The organism is Actinokineospora alba (assembly GCF_004362515.1).
Taxonomy (GTDB): Bacteria; Actinomycetota; Actinomycetes; order Mycobacteriales; family Pseudonocardiaceae; genus Actinokineospora; species Actinokineospora alba.
Window position 1 is genome coordinate 6145377 of sequence record NZ_SNXU01000001.1, and the last position, 16881, is coordinate 6162257.

Genomic DNA, 16881 nt, shown 5'->3' on the forward strand with positions numbered 1-16881 from the left:
TCGGCGGCGCCGGCTAGCGTCGACTCCGTTGTGCGACAACGGAGGGGGACTCATGGTCGGGGGACGCGTCGCGGCCCTGGATGTGCTGCGCGGAGTGGCGATCCTGGGCACGCTGGGCACGAACATCTGGATCTTCACCACACCCGGCGGCGCCGCCGGGTTCCTCAGCGGCGGCGGGTCGGGGTTCGCCGAGACGTTCCTCAGGTTCCTGAGCAACGGGAAGTTCCTGGCGCTGCTGTCCATCATGTTCGGCATCGGCCTGGCGATGCAGCATGCCTCGGCGCTGCGCCGGGGTGAGCGCTGGCCCGGCTGGTACCTGTGGCGCTCGGCGCTGCTGCTGCTCGAAGGGCTCATCCACTATGTGCTGATCTTCGAGTTCGACGTGCTCATGTTCTACGCGCTCGTGTCCGTCCTGGTCGCCTACCTGGTCGGACGCAGTGCCAAGGTGATCCGCGGGTGGATGATCGGCCAGGCCGTCCTGCTGGTCACGATCATCGGCCTGCTCACGTGGGCGTTGCTCGCGAGCAAGGCCGGTGGCCCGTCGGGTGGGCTGCCCGCCGACACGTCCAGTTGGCTCGCCCAGGTCCAGGCCCGGCTCGACTACGCCGGTCTCTACCGCGCTGAGGCGATCTTCGCCGTCCCGCTGAGCACGGTCCTGTTCCTCGCGGGTGTCCGCCTGCTGCGGGCGGGTGCCCTGGAGGACTCCGAACGCGGCAGGCTGATCCAGCGCAGGCTGACGGCCTGGGGGCTCGGGTTCGGCATCCCGCTCAACGCGGTCACCAGTTTCGCCGGGGCCGAGTTGTTCCTGGTGGACCGGTACCTGTGCGCGCCGATTGTCGCTTTCGGACTGCTCGGCCTGATCACCATGGTGGTCAACCGGATGCGCGCCGAGGCAGGCATGGCACGGCGTGGCCTCACCGCAGTCGGGCGGACCGCCCTCACCTGTTACGTCGGGCAGAACGTGATCGCGTCGATCCTCTGCTACGACTGGGGTCTCGGCCTCAACGGCCACGGACCCGCGGTGACCGCCGCGCTGTGGCTGGCGATCTCGCTCCTGCTCATGGCCGGAGCGCCGTGGTGGCTGCGCCGCCACGAGCGCGGTCCGATGGAGGCGCTGTGGCAGTGGGCCTACCGCGTTCCCCAGCGCCAACCCGCCCCGCGCTGACCCGCCGCTTGTTCCGGTCCCGGATCAGCCACGCCTCGACCACCACCAGCGGCAGCACCCAGCCCAGCCAGGACGACAGGCCCGCGACGGTGAACATGAACGCGATCTCGCTCCCGCCGAACAGCGTGTCGATCTTCGGTTCGAGCAGGACCGCGGCCAGCGGGGCCCACCCACGGTTGGTGATGGTCGAGGCGGTCAGCGCGTAGCTGCGGATCATCCACTCCCGGTGCTCGGCGAACCGCCGCTGCCGGGCCCGGCGGTAGCCGAGGATGGTCGTGGTGAGCCACAACGTCACCAGCAGCACCGCGCTGACCTGCGAGAGCGGCCCGAACACCGACGTCACGCCGACCACCAGACCGGCCAGCCCGGCGGGGACCACCCCGCCGAGGACGTACACCCGGCCCGCCATCCGGTGCCACCGCCGGTGCGTGCGCCGAAACCAGGGCCACACCTGGAGGAAGCCGGTCACGATCGCGACCGTGCCGAACGCGATGTGGGCGATCAGGAAGTAGTACTGCTCCGGGAATCCCGCGGGCTGCGGCACCCGGGAGCGTGCGGGGTCGAGCCCCAGATACGGCGGAATCGAGAAAGCGAGGAAGGCGGCGATCAGCGCCCCCAGGGGCAGCACCCAAGGTCGCCGCCACCACCCCGGATGTGCCCTCGGCCCGGTGTTTCGGGTGTTCACGTCAGCAGCCATCTCGTCCCCCATGCCTCGACGCTGATCTTGGTGACCACGGTAGGAACCAGCCGGGCCCGGACCCATGGGGCGCACACCAGAATCGACGGTAGGGGTAACCCCCGGTTCACATCTGACTACGCGTAGCAAATTCAGGCGCAATGGGACAGATCGGAACGAAACGCCACCCGTCCGAGCAGCGACTCCCCCAGATGAGGGAATTGCTTGTCGAACGCTTGGACCACGCATAACGTCCATCGGCTGGATTCCCGCCTGACCTACCCGGAGGCGAAAATGCGTGACCCGCGCAGATCGCGAGCACGACAGACCGGCCTACTCGGCGCTGCCGTTCTCGTAGCCAGTGTGTTGACCACGGGCGTGTCGAGCGCCCACCCCGACCATCCCGGCGGCGGCCGGGAGGACTTCCCCGGCGAAGGCGTCGCCGACGGCATGTACAAGCAGCACGACGGCGACGAGGGCCACCTCCCGCCGGTCAACAACAACGTCACCCTGGTCGGCAAGGGCGAGGTGACCAACCCGGCGGGCACCGGCAACACCGGCCGCGTCGCCGACGTGACCGCCCACGGCGACTACGCCTACCTGACCGCGTTCCGCGAGCCGACGTGCCTGCAGACCGGCGTGCACGTCATGGACATCTCCGACCCCGCCAACCCCACCGAGGTCCTCGACGCGTTCATCCCGACCAGCGCCGGGTCCTACGCCGGTGAGGGCATCCAGGTCCACCACGTCGCCAACGCGTTCTTCACCGGCGACCTGCTGGCCCACCAGAACGAGACCTGCCCCGGCGTGACCCCGCCGCCGCCGAACCTGGGCGGCATCTCCCTGTGGGACGTCACCGACCCGCGCGACCCGAAGCCGGTCGCCCTGCACGCCGGTGACTTCAGCAACCCGAGCGGCGCCACCGACCCGGCGCCGAACCAGACGCACAGCATGCGGATGTGGACCAACGAGTTCGACGGCCGCACCTATGTCGTGCTCGTCGACGACGAGGAGCTCACCGACGTCGACATCATGGACATCACCGACCCGTTCCACCCGGTGATGGTCAACGACCAGCTCGACCTGGTGCACCTGTTCGGCGTCGACCAGCCGACCCCGGACAACCTGACGTCGCGGTTCAGCCACGACATGATGGTCACCAAGATCGGCCAGCGGTACGTGATGAACATGAACTACTGGGACGGCGGCTACGTCCTGCTCGACGTCACCGACCCGCGTCCGGGCAAGGTCTCCCTCATCGCGGAGTCCGACTACGCCCAGCTCGACGAAGAGCGGCTGGCCCGCGGGCACTCGATCTCGCCGGAGGGCAACGCCCACCAGTCCGAGCTGTCGCCGAACAACAAGTTCATGATCGGCACCGACGAGGACTTCAACCCGTTCCGGGTGACCGCGACGATCGACTCCGGCCCGTACGCCGGCCAGTCCTACATCGCGACCCAGGCGAGCGACACCCCGCCGATCGATCAGGACACCACGATCAGCGGGCCGACGACCTACGTCGGCGACGCGTGCGCCACCCTCCCGGCGGGCACCGGAACCGCGATCGCCGAACGCGGCACGTGCTCGTTCCAGATCAAGCTGGACAACATCACCGCCGCGGGCTACTCGGCGGGCATCGTGTTCCAGAACGTGCGCGCGGACTGCCTGGCGGGTGTGACGATGCTGGCGAGCGGGACCACCATCCCGTACGTGTTCGTCAACCGGCTCAACGGCCTGAAGCTGCTGGGCGTGCCCGGCGTGACCGAGGCCAACGCCTGCACCACCGCGAGCCCGGCGACTGGCCCGGGTGAGTCCACCACGATCCAGGCCGTGTTCGACGGCTGGGGCTACGTGCGGCTCTTCTCGACGAACATCCCGCACAAGGCGGGCGGGACCGGTGGGATCAACCAGCTCGACACCTACAGCGTGCCCGAGGCGCAGGACGTGGCCTACGCGACCGGATTCGGTGACCTCTCGGTGCACGAGGTCGCGATGGACCCCGACAACAGCAACCTCGCCTACATCTCGTACTACGCCGCCGGATTCCGCGTGGTGAACTACGGGAAGAACGGCATCCAGGAGGTCGGCGCCTTCATCGACGAGGGCGGCAACAACTTCTGGGGCGTCGAGGTCTGGAAGGACGAGAACGGAGTGAAGTACATCCTCGGCAGTGACCGGGACTTCGGTCTCTACGTGTTCCAGTACAACGGCTGACCGACGGTGAGACCGCGGGCGGCGCCGATCCGGCGCCGCCCGCGCTCGCGTGAGGTCCGGTCTGACTAATACTCGTCGCCGCCGGAGAAGATCTCCTCGATCTGGTCGGCGGTGCCCGCGAGCAGGCTCAGCGGCTCGGTGAACTCGTGCAGGTCCAGCGTGGTCAACGGCAGCGCGTGGCGCAGCACGACGTGGTCGCCCATGATCGCCGCGCCGCACGCGATGGTGGTGTGGCCGACCTCGGTGAGCAGGGCCTTGAGGTCGATCTTGTCGGCCAAGCCCACCGGGGAGGCGATCTGGACCCATTCGTGCTGCTTGTCGAGCACCTCGCGGGCCAGGAAGATCACCTGGGTGCGCTCGTCCTCGTCGTCGTAGTGCTCGAAGTTGAACAGGATGCGGATCTCGCCCTCATCCTCGGACAGCACGTCGTAGGTCTCGTTGACGTACGCCGCCAGATCGCCCCATGTCGCCATGGCGATCATCTTAGGGACGTTTCAGATCCCGTAGGCGCGGATTGTGGTCTGCTCCACGGTATTCCCGTTGGCGTCGGCGGCTTTCGCGCGCAATGAGACAAATCGGGCCGACCGCGGGTGGTCGACCGTCGCCACTCCCCCGGCGACCGGCACCGCCCGCCAGGTGCGGCCGTCGTCGAAGGACGCCTCGACGGTCAGCGAGGTGAGCGGCACCGGGTCGAGGCCCTTGTTCCACTGGACGGCCACCGGCACCTTCGCCGAGTCGGCGGTGGTGCGGTTGCCGTCGTCGAGGCCCTGTGGGGCCGCGCGCACGACCATCAGCGGGAGCGGCACGCCACCCTTGCCTTTGCCCGGCGCGTCGTCCGGCGGGCGCACGGAGGTGAACGTCCACACGGTCGACACCGACGTCGAGTAGCCGGACACGCCCGAGCGGGTCGCGGTCGTCTCCAGCCGGTAGGCCGCCTGCTCGGGCCGGACGTCGAACGATCCCTGGCCCGCGGTGTCGGTCTCGCCGACCTTGACACCGTCCATGAACAGAACGGTCGACCCGCTGTCCATTTCGGACACACCGACCCGGTCAAGGCCGGCGTCGGCGTACATCGGGATCGACAACGACATCGTGTCGCGGGACCGGGATGCCTGATCGACCCGGAAACTCGGGCCGAACACCGCGGTGTTCCAATCGTCCACATAGGACTTGCCAGCTTCGTGGGCGACCGCTCCCCCGGTCACGACCGTCTCGGTGTGCAGGGACTTGCGCACCTTGCGCCACTGCTGGAACTCCGCCGACCACGACAGGCCGTCGACGTTGTGGAACTCCGTGCGGGTACGCGGCAGCTCGAACGGGATGCCGTAGCCGACAGCCGTGCCGTGCACCGGTTCCTTCGCCACCCAGATCTTCGTACCGCCGCGCCGGGCGGCCTGCTCCCGGTACGTGGTGCGCACTTCGGCGAGGTCGGAGTCGACGACGTGCTTGGCGAACCCGGTCGGCAGCCTGCCGTAGTCGAACCACGCGAGGTGGTAGGCGACGGCGGCGCGGGTGACCTCGCCGAACCGGTCGGGGACGGCCCAGGCGCCGCCGATGTCGGCGACGAACTCGGCTTCGGGCAGCGGTTCGCCGACCTGGCCGATGAAGATCCGCTCGAAGGTGTCGCCGAGCACCCCGGTGAACACCGCCCGCTCCCCGCTGACCCGGCCGTAGCCCGCGCCGACCGCCTTGGGCCGGACGTCGGCCCGGTCGAAAGTGACCGCGATGGGTTTCGCCGAGCGCGCGTCGAGCACGACGGTCGTGTCGGCGGTGACGTCGATGGTGGGGTGGACGACCTTGTTGGAGTTGACGGTCACGCCGTCCGGCCGGGGGGTGTTGATCACGGAGTCGAGGTGGTAGCTGCCTTTGCGGACCCGGACCGTGCCGACACCGTCGATCGTGGGCACTCCCCGGTAGCGCGAGGGGTCGATGCCGAAGAGGAACGAGAAGTTGTTGTCGGACAAGGCGCCGGTGGTGTCGAGCGTCTTGATGGTCAGGTCGTAGCTCTCGGGTTCCCGGTCGATGGCGACGGGCGTGGTGACCCGGCCGGTCGCGCTCTCGGCGGTGACGCGGGCGCTGAACGCGCCTTCCGCGGCGTCGCCCTTGGTGTCCGCGGTGAGTTGCACGGTGGCCTGGCCGCGGGCGGGGATCGTCAGCTCGGTGGCGGAGAGGCGGAACATGTCGGGCGCCGGTTCGCCGCCCGGGCCCGCGGTGGTGAGTGTCAGCCGGACGGTGACGGGCTGGTCGCCGGCGTTGGTGTAGGCGATCGGCTTGGTGACCGGGGCGTCGTCGTGGTGCGGCCAGGCCTGCCTGCCCATCGACACGGCCGCGGGCTCGGCGTAGAGGGTTTGCTTGACGGCGTGGGCGATGTCCACCCGGCCCGCGCCTTGGTCGTAATTGCCCGCTTCGATGGGCATGGCCGAGGCCATGAGCGCGGCTTTGAGCTGCGTGCCGGTCCATTCGGGATGCCGCTGCGCGAGGATGGCCGCCGCCCCGGCGACGTGCGGCGTGGCCATGGAGGTGCCGCTGAGTTCGCGGTACTTCTCCTGTGGCTTCCCAAAGGAGTGGCGCGACCGGGCCGCCATGATGTTCACACCGGGCGCCACGATCTCCGGCTTGAGCGCCGCGTCGTGGATGCGCGGCCCCCGCCCGGAGAAGCTCGCGAGCGCGTCGTCACCGTCGACCGCCCCGACCGCGAGCGCGGCGTCCGCGCTGGCCGGGGAGGACACCGTCTCGGCGCCGTAGGACCCGTCATTGCCCGACGCGACGACGAACAGCGTCCCGTGCCGGGCGCTGAGCTGGTTGACGCCCACCTCGAGCGGATCATCCCCGCGCGCGTCCGGCCCACCGAGGCTCAGGTTGACCACCTTGGCACCGGACTCGGCGGCCCACCGCATCCCGGCCAGGATCGCCGACTCCGGGCACCCGCGCGGCCCACAGACCTTGCCCACCAACAGCTTCGCGTCGGGCGCGACCCCGGTGTACTTGCGGTCACCCCGCCCGGTCCCGGCGATGGTGGAGGCGACGTGCGTCCCGTGCCCGTCCTCGTCGCGCAGGGTGCCGTCGGTGAAGTTCTTGGCCTCGATCACCCGGTCGCGCAGGTCGGCGTGGGTGGCGTCGACCCCGGTGTCGAGCACCGCGACCGTGACCCCCTTGCCGGTGAACCCGCCTTGCCAGGCCTGCGGCGCCCCGACTTGGGGGACGCTGGTGTCCAGGCTGGGCTTGCGCATCCCGTCGAGCCAGAGCTTGCCGGGGTCGCGGGACTGTTTGCGCTGAACCCAGAAGTCCCCGTCTTTGGCGGCACTCAGGGAGGTGAGGTCGTCGGCGATCAGCGGCAGCGCGGCGGCGTTCTTGTCGTCGTACCCGTCCCGGATCAACAGGGCGACGTCGAAGAGCCGAAGGTCGAGCCGCCCGGCGTTGACGTCCGTCCAGGCGTCGGAGGGGATGACGTGCAGCCTGATCCCATCACCGGTGGTCGCGAAATGCACGTGCTCGCGGCCTTCCGCGGGGTCGACGGCGGGAACCAGTCGCGCCCCCACCCGACGAACCGTGACCCGGTCCCCGGTAATCAGCGTGACGGCGCCGAGGTACTCGCCATCGGCGGCGGGCTCGGCGGCGCCGGCGGGCACCGACACCCCCACCAGCGCCGCCGCCACCACGGCGGCCATGGCGGCGAACTTGGTGACCAGGCGCATCGCGACCTCCCGAGCGGACGTGTGCACCCAACCAAGTGCAGTCGCCGGCAACCGTCAACAGACGAATGGAGGAGTTCGTTACCAGATGCCAAAGGTCAGGAAAGCTGCCGATCCCTCAGCAGCGACCGCACGCCCAGCCGCCTGCGCACCTCATTGCCCTCCAACGCGTCGACAATGACCGCGACCCCAACCCAGGTCGCCTCGACGTCGAGGACCAGTTGACGGGCGCCCATCGCCTGCCCGCCGGTGTCGATCCAGTCGTCCACCAGCAGAACCCGGTCGGCGGGCCGCACCAGCCTGCGCGGGAAACCCAGGGTCAACTGGCGATCGCGGTAATCCGGTGGCGTGTCACGACGAACCCACGCATCACTGTCGGCCAGCGGCGAGGGATTCTTCCGCACCTCGACGAACCCGGCCCCGAAGGCGACCGCCACCAACGGCCCCAACAGACACCCACGGGACTCGATCCCCAACACCACAGTCGGCGGCTCGTCCTCGAACAGGCCCGCGATCAGCGGCCCAAGCGCGCCAAGCAGGACGGGATCCCGCCACCACCCCGTGACGTCGGCGTAGGAGCTGTCATCCCCCCGATCCCCCCGCCACACGAACGCCGCCCGAACCCGCTCGATGGCCTCCCGCCTGTCCATACCGGAACCATAGCCGGCATCCGCACCCCGGATCGCCACCACGCGAAGGTGACGGCCCGATCCCAACGGCCTGTTTGGGTTGCGGACACCATCCAAGTCCCGCTTGACCCAGCGCAACGGGCCGATCCCAACTGCCTGTTTGGGTGGAGTGGTTTCTTTGGGGGAGAAGAAAGGCCCCTAAACTCGCTGTGGTCGTGGGCCGAAGGCTCCCCACCCGCTCTTCCACGACAGGGGCCTTTCTTCATAGGGGCCCCAAAGAAACCACTCCACCCAAACAGGCACCCCAGCACGAAACGCCGGGAGCCGCCTACAGACCCAGCCACGCCTTGGCATCGGAAGAGATCCGCGAGACGTACCGACCGATCCCCGGAGCCACCCCACCACACCCCCGACCCGGATCCAGCCCGTCCAAACAGAAGTGGATGTCGTCGTTGTCCGCCCGCAACCGCGTCACCCCACCGAAAACCTCCGGCTCCGTGCAAGCCGGAGTCCCGCGCTCCTCAGCCGTGCATGGCAGGAACCGGGTGAACTCATACCGATCCCGCGGCAAGTTGTCATACGGATACGCCGCCATGCTCACCGAAGCACCGGCATCACTCACCCGGTCCCCCGCCAGATCCGCCGCATACGTGTAGATCCCGTTGAGCCGCCGAGGCACATCCCGCTGCGGCGAAGGCATCGGTGCCTGCAGGACCCACAGCATCTTGGGCCGCGGCAGCCCCACCGCGTCCGCCGCCGCGGAGATCTCGCGGCGGGCGGAGAAGGCGTTCCACAGGTACTGGTCGTAGAAGGTCTCCGTGCCCCGCCGGGTGTGTTCGACGCACGGCGAGTAGTAGTCGTTGCCCCAGAACTGGAGGATGACCAGGTCGGGCCGCACCTCCCGGATCAGGTTGTCGAACTTCGACGACGCGGGAAGCCAGGTCGGCGTTCCCGCGAGGTAGTCGCAGATGCCGGTCCCACCCAGGGTCGCGTCCCGCAACGATGCCGGGGCCAAAGCGGCCGCGAGGGCGGAGGAGTTCTGGGCGGCGACGGAATCGCCGACGTAAAGGACCGTCAACGGTTCCGTGGCCCGGGCGGTCACAGGCACGAACATCAACGCCAACACCACGGCAAGCACTCGCATCGTGAACCCTCCCCAGGACCGGAGCCGGACGATAACACCGACGGGTGAGACAGTGACCCTCGTGAGCGACACACAATGGGATGGCGACGACTACCAGCGCCGGTTCGACGAGCTGGCCGCGACCGGGGTCGACGTGCACGGTGAGGCGACGTTCGTGCGGGCCTACGAACCCTCGAGCGTGCTCGACGCCGGGTGCGGGACCGGGCGGGTGGGCATCGAACTGGCCCGGCACGGGATCGAGGTGGTCGGCGTGGACGTCGACGCCTCCATGCTCGCCACCGCGAGCGCCCGCGCCCCCGAAGTCACCTGGGTGCGGTCCGACCTGGCCGAGCTCGACCTCGGCCGCACCTTCGACGTCGTGGTCATGGCGGGCAACGTCCCGCTCTTCACCGCGCCGGGCACCGAGGCCGCCCTCGTCGCGGGCGTGGCGCGCCACGTCGGGCGGCTGCTCGTGGCCGGATTCAGCCTCGATAGGGGTTACACCGTCGCCGACTACGACGCCCACGCGGAAGCGGCCGGGTTGTCGCTGGTCGAACGGTTCGCCACCTGGGACCGGGAACCCTTCTCCGGCGGCGACTACGCGGTGTCAGTCCACAAAGTCGGGTAACAGAACCCTTGCGCAGCCGCGCAAACTAGGCGCACGATCGTCCGATGGTGGACATGGACCGACGCACCGTCCTCCGAGGGGCGGTCGCGGGCGCACTGCTCGGCGGCCCCTTCCTCGGCTTCGTCAACCGCGCGGCCGCGGCGCCCGGGGTGTCGTATCCCCTGGGCCCGGTGCCCGACCTGCGCGACGGCGCCGTGCGGCTCTGGCTGCCCGACGGCTTCCAGTACCGCTCCTTCCACGACACCGAGTTCACCGTCGTCCTCGACGACAAGACGGTGCTGCCCGGCAGGCACGACGGCATGGGCGCGTTCAAAGCCCATGGCACCAACGTCATGCTGGTGCGCAACCACGAGGTCAACGGCACCGGCACGGCGTTCGGCGACGTGTCCAAGGCCTACGACGCCAAGGCCATGGGCGGCACCACCACCGTCGAGGTCACCCGGTACGGCGAGGTCGTGCGCTCCTACACCAGCCTCAACGGCACGCAGATGAACTGCTCCGGCGGCCAGATGCCGTTCGGTTCCTGGATCAGCTGCGAGGAGACCATCAACGGCCCGGACGTGGGTCCGGACTTCACCGGCGTGTCCAATGTCCCGCTGACCAGGCCGCACGGCTTCATCTTCGACGTCCCCGCGCACGGCGAGTCCGACGGCGAGCCCATCACCGCGGCGGGCCGGTTCTCGCACGAGTCTGTGGCGTATGACCGCGAGGGCGGCTGCCTCTACCTCACGGAGGACGATTTCGGCTTCCCCTCGGGCTTCTACCGGTACAAGCCGCGGATGGACCCGATGGAGTACGGGCGCCTGGACAACCTCGGCAGGCTGCAGATGCTCAAGGTCAAGGGCGAGTCCAACGCGCACCTGGAGGCCGGTCAGCCCGCGGGCACCACCTACCAGGTCGAGTGGGTCGACATCGAGGACCCGGCGCCGACGTTCCCCTACACCCCGGGCCAGACCGCACCCACCACCAACAACCAGGCGATCACCTACGTCGCGAGCCAGGGCTGGGCGCAGGGCGCGGCCTTCTTCTCCCGGCTGGAGGGCGCAGCCATCGACCGCGGCGTCGTGTACTTCACCTCCACCCAGGGCGGCGGCCCCGCCGAAACGGGGCCGGACACGGTCCTGGGCTACGGCAACGGCACCGGCCAGATCTGGGCGTATGACACCCGCGAGCAGGTCCTGCGGCTGCAGTACCAGTCCCCCGGGCCGGACGTGCTCGACTTCCCGGACAACGTCACCACGAGCAACCGGGGCACGCTCGTCGTCTGCGAGGACGGCACCAACAACAACTACATGCGCGGCCTCACCAAGCAGGGGCAGCTCTTCGACATCGCCCTCAACCGGCTGGTGAGCAGCACGGGCACCCCCAGGTTCAACGACGAGTTCGCCGGGTCGACGTTCAGCCCGGACGGGCACACGCTGTTCGTCAACATCCAGGCCAGCCGCGGCATGACGTTCGCGATCTGGGGTCCCTGGGGGAAGATCGGGGTCTGACCGTCACACCTGGCCCGCGAGGATCTCCGCACGCAGGTCGGGGTGGTTGGCCGCGACGTGTTCGAGGATCTTCCCGATCGGCGTGCCGTAGTTCTCCTGGTTGATGGTCCGCCCCCACACCGACACCGATCCGCCGGTGATGGTCTGGAACCCGCGGTGCAGCGCCGCGGCGAACCAGGCGTCGTCGCAGATCGGTGAGCCCGACGACCCGCCGGCGGTGTCGGTCAGGTAGCTGAGGCGCTCGGCGGTGCCGGTGACGACGAAGTTGTTGCGGAACCCCAGGCGCATCGGGTTGCCGCCGGGGTGCTGCAGGACGTTGACCCGTTCGCGCAGCGCCCGGTCCTTGGGTTTGAGGATCGGGCTGGTCCGCAGCCGCAGCGGCGGCCGCGGCGACGCGTCCGGGGCGAGCCGCAGGATCGCGTAGTCCAGCGTCTTGTCGTGGGCCACGCAGCCCGCCGACACCGCGGTGTGCACGGCGGCATCGGGGGTGTAGAAGTCGAACAGCGCCCGGATCGCCTTGCCCTGCAGGTCGAAGTCGGCCGCGCTCGCGTCCGGTTCGCTGGGGACGCGGGCGTTGACGACGTGGTTGTTGGTGATCAGCAGACCCGGCCCGATCATCCAGCCGGTGCCGTGGCCGACGTCGGGCGCGTTGCCCGCCAGGGTCGCGGGCACGCCGTCGAAATGCCGGTGCACCACCAGTTTCGCCACCGACCGGGACACGTCGGTCCCGGTGTGCAGGAACGCCACGTCCAAAGTGTCGTCCTCGAAGATCACGACCTCGAGTTCGCCGTCGCTGCGCGGCAGATCGTCCATGTCGGCCAGCACCGGGGTCGGGTCGTCCCCGGGGGTGGTCCGCGCGCGGCCATCGGCGGACATCAGCTCCAGCGCCCGCCGGAAGACCATCTCCTCCGGCTGCCCGCCCGCCATCGGGATCGCAGCGCCCAGCCACTCCCGCAGCGGGACCTCGCCCGAGACCAGGGCCCTGGTGGTGTTCATCCGCGCGGTCAGCGACATCAGCTTCGCCATCGGCGTGCCGCCCTGCGTCGCGGTGGCCACGAACGCCCGCGAGATGGTCGCGGTCAGCGCCGCGCTCTGGTCCGGGTCGGCGAAGCCCAGGGCGACGGCCGCCTGCTGGACTTCCCTGAGCTCGTCAGAGGTCAGATACGCGAACGTCATGACTTGCTCCTGCCATCGGGGCCGGCGACCGGCCGAACAAGCGTGTCCACGACCATCCGGCGGGCCTGACCGGCGTCACGCGCCCAGTCCAGCCCGACCACGACCGCCTTGCCGGTCCGGCCGGCGCGCACCACCCAGCTGGCCAGGTCCTCGGTCTTCCACCGACCGGACAGCCCGACCTCGGCCGCCAGGTCCGCGAGCGCGGGCGCCGCGTCGGGTGTGGTCGCGTGGAGCAGCCGGGCGATCGCGAACGGGTCGTGCTGGAACACGCCGTCGTCGGCCTCGGTCTGGTCCCCCACCTGCGTCGCGGCGTGGTGCAGCACGGTGTCGTCCGCCGGGCCCGCTGTGTGCAGCACGCGGCGCACCAGGTCCACGTTGTCCAGCAGCTCTGACCGCGACAGGTTGGTGAAGCGGGAAGCCAACTCGCCGCGGAGGTCTTCCCCGGCGTCGTCGAGTCCGCCCAGGATGCCGACCGCGTCGGTCAGCACGTCCACGCCGCGGGTCTGGTCGCCGAGCAGGTCGCAGCCGCGCACCGCCCACTCCGCCGCGCTGACCACCCCGGACCCGTCACCCCGCAGTCCGCGGACGACGACGGCCTGCTCGGCCAGCGCCACCTGGGTGTCGCGGTCGTCGGATTCGGCGGCCGCGGCCATCCCGCGTTCCAGGGCCGCCGCGGCGCCGTCGACGTCCGCAGCCGCCAGCCTGGCCCGCACCTCCACCAAGTGGAGTCTGGTGTCGGGAAGCCGCTCCGTGCGCTCGGCGAGCACGGACAGCGCGCGGGCCGGGTCGCCGGAGGCCAGCCACGACATCGCCCGCCCCTCCGCGTCGGCCTCCCAGTCGCGCTGGTCCCATTCGGCGCGGTCGTCGGTGTCACCGAAGCCGAGGCGCCTGCTCAGCCACGTCCACGCCCTGGGCGGCAGCGGCTCGCCGAGCGCGGGGGCCAGCAGGGGCCGCAAACCCGGCTCCCAGACCCGGTCGAGGTAGCGGGGGTCCTCACCGATCATCAACCGGTGGTAGACCTCTTCCGCGCGGTCTTCGATGCCCGGGCGGGCGTGGTAGTAGTCGATCGCGCGCCGGTGGACGCGGGCCACGACGGCGGCCAGGCCGGGTTCGTCCATCATGGACCGCAGCATCAGCGTGCGGACGTCTTGGCGGTGCCGCAGGGTGTCCGGCCCGTCAAGCTCGAACAGGCTGACCTCGAACCGCAGCTTGTCGAAGATCAGCTCGGCGTGGGTGGGGTCGAGGTCGCACGGCTCGGCGAGCACCTCGCGCAGCACGCCGACGGTGATCCGCCGCACCGCCAGGCCCGGGTAGGCGATCCGGCGGACCTCCGGGTCGGCGATGTGGCTCAGGATGCGCCCGTAGAGCATCCCCTGGACCTGCTCGATGGCGATCCCGGCGAGCGCGTCGCCGCGCGCGGCGATGTCGTCGAACGCCGTGGTCCCGGTGCGCTCCAACGCCTCCGCGGCCAGCCGCAGGGTCAGCGGGTGGCCGCCGAACTTCGCCACGATGCTCGTGCGCAGCGCCGGATCGGCGACGCCGAGGTCGGCGAGCACCGCGTCGGCGGCGGGCGGTTCCAGCTCGCCCAGGGTCAGGATCAGGTTCTCGAAACCCGTGAACGTGGTCGGGTCGCCGCGCCCGGAGACGATGACCCGCATATCGGGCAGCGCGGCGAGCAGGTGCTCGATGAGCCTCTCCAGGTCGCGCACCGCGCCCGGGCCTTTGAGCTGCACTTCCTCGTACGTGTCCAGGAAGAGCACGAGCGGCGTCCGGTAGCCGGCGGGTCCGTGGAGGTCCATCAGCTTGTGGAGCCGGTCGGCGAGGACGCCGACCATCGCGGCCAGATTCCCCTGGCTGTCGAGGTCGATGTCGAGGATCGCCGAGGCTTTCTCCAGGTCGGAACCCCAGTAGACGCTTTCGGTCGCGGCCAGCTCGCGGGCTTCCTCGGTGGTCGCGTGGAGCAGCCGCAGCTGGCGCGCGATCTGGCGCAGCAGGCCGATCGGGTCACGCGGGTCGTTGCGCGCCCGGTCGAAATCGAGGTAGGCGAACGGGATCGCCGCGTCCTCGCCCGCGGCCCGCTCCAGTCCCAGGAGGACTTTGCCGAGCAGGCTGGACTTGCCGACCCCGCCCGGCCCGCGCAGGCACAGCAGCATCGGGTTCGCCACCCCGTACACGAAGGCGTCGAACACCGCCAATTCCCTTTCCCGGCCATGGAAATGGGTGCCCACGAGCGCCCGGAGCGGGTCGAGCAGCGCGCGGCGCTCCAGGGTGGCGTCGACCTCGGTGCCGACGGTCTCGTCGAGGATGCCCGCGAGTTCCAGCCAGCCGGTAACGACCGCGTACTCCTCGAGTTCGGCCGTGGCGAGCCCCGCGAGGCTCGGACGCCCGCCCGCGAGCAGCTCGCGCACCTTGTCGCGCTCAGCGTCGGGCAGCTCGGCGTTGACCGCCAGCGCGTCGTCCAGGGCTCCGGTCTCCCAGAGGTGGCGCAGGCACTGGGTTCGGACGTCGTCGAGCAGGATCCAGCTGCCGTCGATGGCGGTGTGGCTGAACTCGGCGAGCATGGCGACCGCCGAGGTCGGCGTCGGCCGCAGCGGACGCAGCTTCGCCGGGAGGAACCGCCCCAGCACCGCGGCGGCCGCGGTCCACGGCAGGTGCTCTGCGTCGAGCGCGACCTCCTCGTCGGAGGGGACCGCCGTGTCCGACAGTGCGGCGTTCAGCTTGGCGGCGAAGTCCGCGTACTTCGGGGGCAGCTCGGGGACCACCGGAACGTCCACAGCGGACACACCGAGAAAGGACCTGGCCACGTCGGCGATGTCGGCGGCCCGGTCGGGAAACCGCCTGGTGAGCGCGGCGAAGAGCCGCTCGTCGACCTGCCCGCGGCGAAGTAGCTCCATCGCCACCTCGGCGGCGAACGACGACCCTTTGCCACCCGGGCGGACGCTCACCCGGACACCTTCGAGCGCCAGGAAGCTCTGCAGCTCCCGGGGGTCGTCGAACAGGACCGCCAACAGCTCCTGCAGCCGCTCGCCGCCTTCCATCAGGCCTCCTGCAGCAGCACGCGGTGCGCGTCGACGCACTTCTGCGCCAACAGGCGCAGGCGCATCCTCGGCGTGGGCGCCAAGGCCGCCACGTGGCTGATCACCTGGTCGGCGGTGTGCCGGTAGTAGGCCTCGTCCTTGCCGGGCACCGCCGCGGCCAGCCACCCGGCGACCTCCGCCTCGGAGATCTCGGCAAGGGTGTACCGGGAGTTGATCCCCGGCAGGTTCTCCAGCGCGACCGCGGCGAAATCGGCCAGCACGGTGATCCGCAGCTTCTTGGCCAGCAACGGGGTCGTCTGGACCTGCCGCAGGAGTTCGCCGAGGAACTTCAGCACCCCAGCGTCCTGCTCCGGCTCGACGAGGTTGGCGACGAACCAGACCGGGGTGCGGCTGTGCACCGCGAAGCTGCCGAGGTTCGCCGCGAGGGTGACCGCCCGGCGCTCGGGTTCCGGGTCGATCGCGGGCGGAACCACCACGCCCAGCTTGAGCCGCAACTGGTCGGCGAGGTAGTCCACCATCCGGTTGTCGTGCAGCCGCTGCAGGTGCTCGACGACGGGGGTGAACACGCCGTGTCTGCGGGCGCAGTGGTCGATGTAGGCGCACATCGTGCGCTTCCCGTGCCCGGCGGGGCCGTCGATGGTCGAGGCGGTGGGGCCGTCCCCGCGGGCGATGTCGCCCAGGTGGGTCCGCAGGGGCTCCCGGTCGGCGAACGGCCACTCGGCGGGCATCCACAGCTCGTCGATGCCAAGGCCCGCCCAGTCGATCTGCCCGGCCCGCAGCTGGTTCACGAGCTGGTGCACCTTGGTGAGTTCGCCCGCGGCGTCGACCTGCAGCACCACGTTGACGAAGATGTCGGCCGTGGGCAGCCCCAGCGCCCAGTCCAGCAGCCACTTGGCGTGGTTGTGCGGGTTGAGCCCCGCCGGGACGGCACGCAGCGCCTCCGGGCCGAACAGGTCCCTGGCGATGCGGCCGTATCGGGCCTCGCCGAGGTGTTCCGTGATCAGGTACACGACCTGCTTGTGCTGTTCGTCGGTCAGAAGCACCGCG

The 16881-nt window shown here is 70.1% G+C and carries 12 protein-coding genes; 4 read left to right on the forward strand and 8 right to left on the reverse strand.

Annotation, left to right across the window (positions count from 1 at the left end):
• The first annotated feature begins 52 nt into the window (after positions 1-52).
• On the forward strand, positions 53-1165 hold the full coding sequence (locus tag C8E96_RS27945) for a DUF418 domain-containing protein (RefSeq protein WP_091383565.1): 1113 nt from the start codon (positions 53-55) through the stop codon (positions 1163-1165).
• Here C8E96_RS27945 and C8E96_RS27950 read toward each other — a convergent pair.
• Entirely contained in the window at positions 1059-1874 is an 816-nt protein-coding gene (locus C8E96_RS27950) for a DUF2306 domain-containing protein (RefSeq protein WP_228770311.1), read from the reverse strand. The two genes, C8E96_RS27945 and C8E96_RS27950, sit on opposite strands and share 107 nt — an antisense overlap.
• 330 nt (positions 1875-2204) lie before the next feature.
• On the opposite strand from C8E96_RS27950, the gene C8E96_RS27955 reads away from it, so the two are divergent.
• Positions 2205-4055 (forward strand): PA domain-containing protein, encoded by a 1851-nt coding sequence (locus tag C8E96_RS27955; protein ID WP_091575091.1) that lies wholly within the window; start codon positions 2205-2207, stop codon positions 4053-4055.
• A 65-nt stretch (positions 4056-4120) separates the two neighbouring features.
• Here C8E96_RS27955 and C8E96_RS27960 read toward each other — a convergent pair whose 3' ends face one another.
• The 4 genes from C8E96_RS27960 to C8E96_RS27980 form a co-directional block, all read right to left on the reverse strand.
• Entirely contained in the window at positions 4121-4528 is a 408-nt protein-coding gene (locus C8E96_RS27960) for a type III secretion system chaperone family protein (protein ID WP_091383563.1), read from the reverse strand.
• A 21-nt stretch (positions 4529-4549) separates the two neighbouring features.
• Entirely contained in the window at positions 4550-7777 is a 3228-nt protein-coding gene (locus C8E96_RS33570; protein WP_091575088.1) for a S8 family peptidase, read from the reverse strand.
• Positions 7778-7845: 68 nt separating this feature from the next.
• Entirely contained in the window at positions 7846-8397 is a 552-nt protein-coding gene (locus C8E96_RS27975) for a phosphoribosyltransferase family protein (RefSeq protein WP_091383561.1), read from the reverse strand.
• Positions 8398-8704: 307 nt separating this feature from the next.
• Entirely contained in the window at positions 8705-9520 is an 816-nt protein-coding gene (locus tag C8E96_RS27980; protein ID WP_133794833.1) for an SGNH/GDSL hydrolase family protein, read from the reverse strand.
• Between the two features lie 61 nt (positions 9521-9581).
• Here C8E96_RS27980 and C8E96_RS27985 point away from each other — a divergent pair, with 61 nt between their 5' ends.
• Both C8E96_RS27985 and C8E96_RS27990 read left to right on the forward strand, forming a co-directional pair.
• On the forward strand, positions 9582-10127 hold the full coding sequence (locus tag C8E96_RS27985; protein WP_228770310.1) for a class I SAM-dependent methyltransferase: 546 nt from the start codon (positions 9582-9584) through the stop codon (positions 10125-10127).
• Positions 10128-10180: 53 nt separating this feature from the next.
• The gene (locus tag C8E96_RS27990) at positions 10181-11620 is read left to right on the forward strand and encodes a PhoX family protein (RefSeq protein ID WP_166658139.1); all 1440 of its coding nucleotides are present in this window, start codon (positions 10181-10183) and stop codon (positions 11618-11620) included.
• A 3-nt stretch (positions 11621-11623) separates the two neighbouring features.
• Here the strand turns inward: C8E96_RS27990 and C8E96_RS27995 are convergent, their stop codons facing one another.
• The 3 genes from C8E96_RS27995 to C8E96_RS28005 are packed head-to-tail and all read right to left on the reverse strand — an operon-like array spanning position 11624 to position 16877.
• Positions 11624-12796 carry a trypsin-like peptidase domain-containing protein gene (locus C8E96_RS27995; RefSeq protein WP_091383558.1) on the reverse strand — a complete coding sequence of 391 codons (1173 nt, stop codon included), beginning with the start codon at positions 12794-12796 and terminating at the stop codon, positions 11624-11626.
• The gene (locus C8E96_RS28000) at positions 12793-15834 is read right to left on the reverse strand and encodes an ATP-binding protein (protein ID WP_091383557.1); all 3042 of its coding nucleotides are present in this window, start codon (positions 15832-15834) and stop codon (positions 12793-12795) included. The genes C8E96_RS27995 and C8E96_RS28000 overlap by 4 nt, the downstream gene beginning before the upstream one ends.
• A complete protein-coding gene (locus C8E96_RS28005) occupies positions 15834-16877 on the reverse strand; it encodes a hypothetical protein (RefSeq protein WP_091383556.1) in 1044 nt (347 codons plus the stop codon). The genes C8E96_RS28000 and C8E96_RS28005 overlap by 1 nt, the downstream gene beginning before the upstream one ends.
• Between the last annotated feature and the right edge of the window lie 4 nt (positions 16878-16881).

Bases quoted from the DNA above. Each gene is read 5' to 3' on its own strand.
- C8E96_RS27945 (WP_091383565.1), top strand. From the start codon at position 53: ATGGTCGGGGGACGCGTCGCGGCCCTGGATGTGCTGCGCGGAGTGGCG.
- C8E96_RS27950 (WP_228770311.1), bottom strand. From the start codon at position 1,874: ATGGGGGACGAGATGGCTGCTGACGTGAACACCCGAAACACCGGGCCG.
- C8E96_RS27960 (WP_091383563.1), bottom strand. From the start codon at position 4,528: ATGGCGACATGGGGCGATCTGGCGGCGTACGTCAACGAGACCTACGAC.
- C8E96_RS27975 (WP_091383561.1), bottom strand. From the start codon at position 8,397: ATGGACAGGCGGGAGGCCATCGAGCGGGTTCGGGCGGCGTTCGTGTGG.
- C8E96_RS27980 (WP_133794833.1), bottom strand. From the start codon at position 9,520: ATGCGAGTGCTTGCCGTGGTGTTGGCGTTGATGTTCGTGCCTGTGACC.
- C8E96_RS27990 (WP_166658139.1), top strand. From the start codon at position 10,181: ATGGACCGACGCACCGTCCTCCGAGGGGCGGTCGCGGGCGCACTGCTC.
- C8E96_RS27995 (WP_091383558.1), bottom strand. From the start codon at position 12,796: ATGACGTTCGCGTATCTGACCTCTGACGAGCTCAGGGAAGTCCAGCAG.
- C8E96_RS28000 (WP_091383557.1), bottom strand. From the start codon at position 15,834: ATGGAAGGCGGCGAGCGGCTGCAGGAGCTGTTGGCGGTCCTGTTCGAC.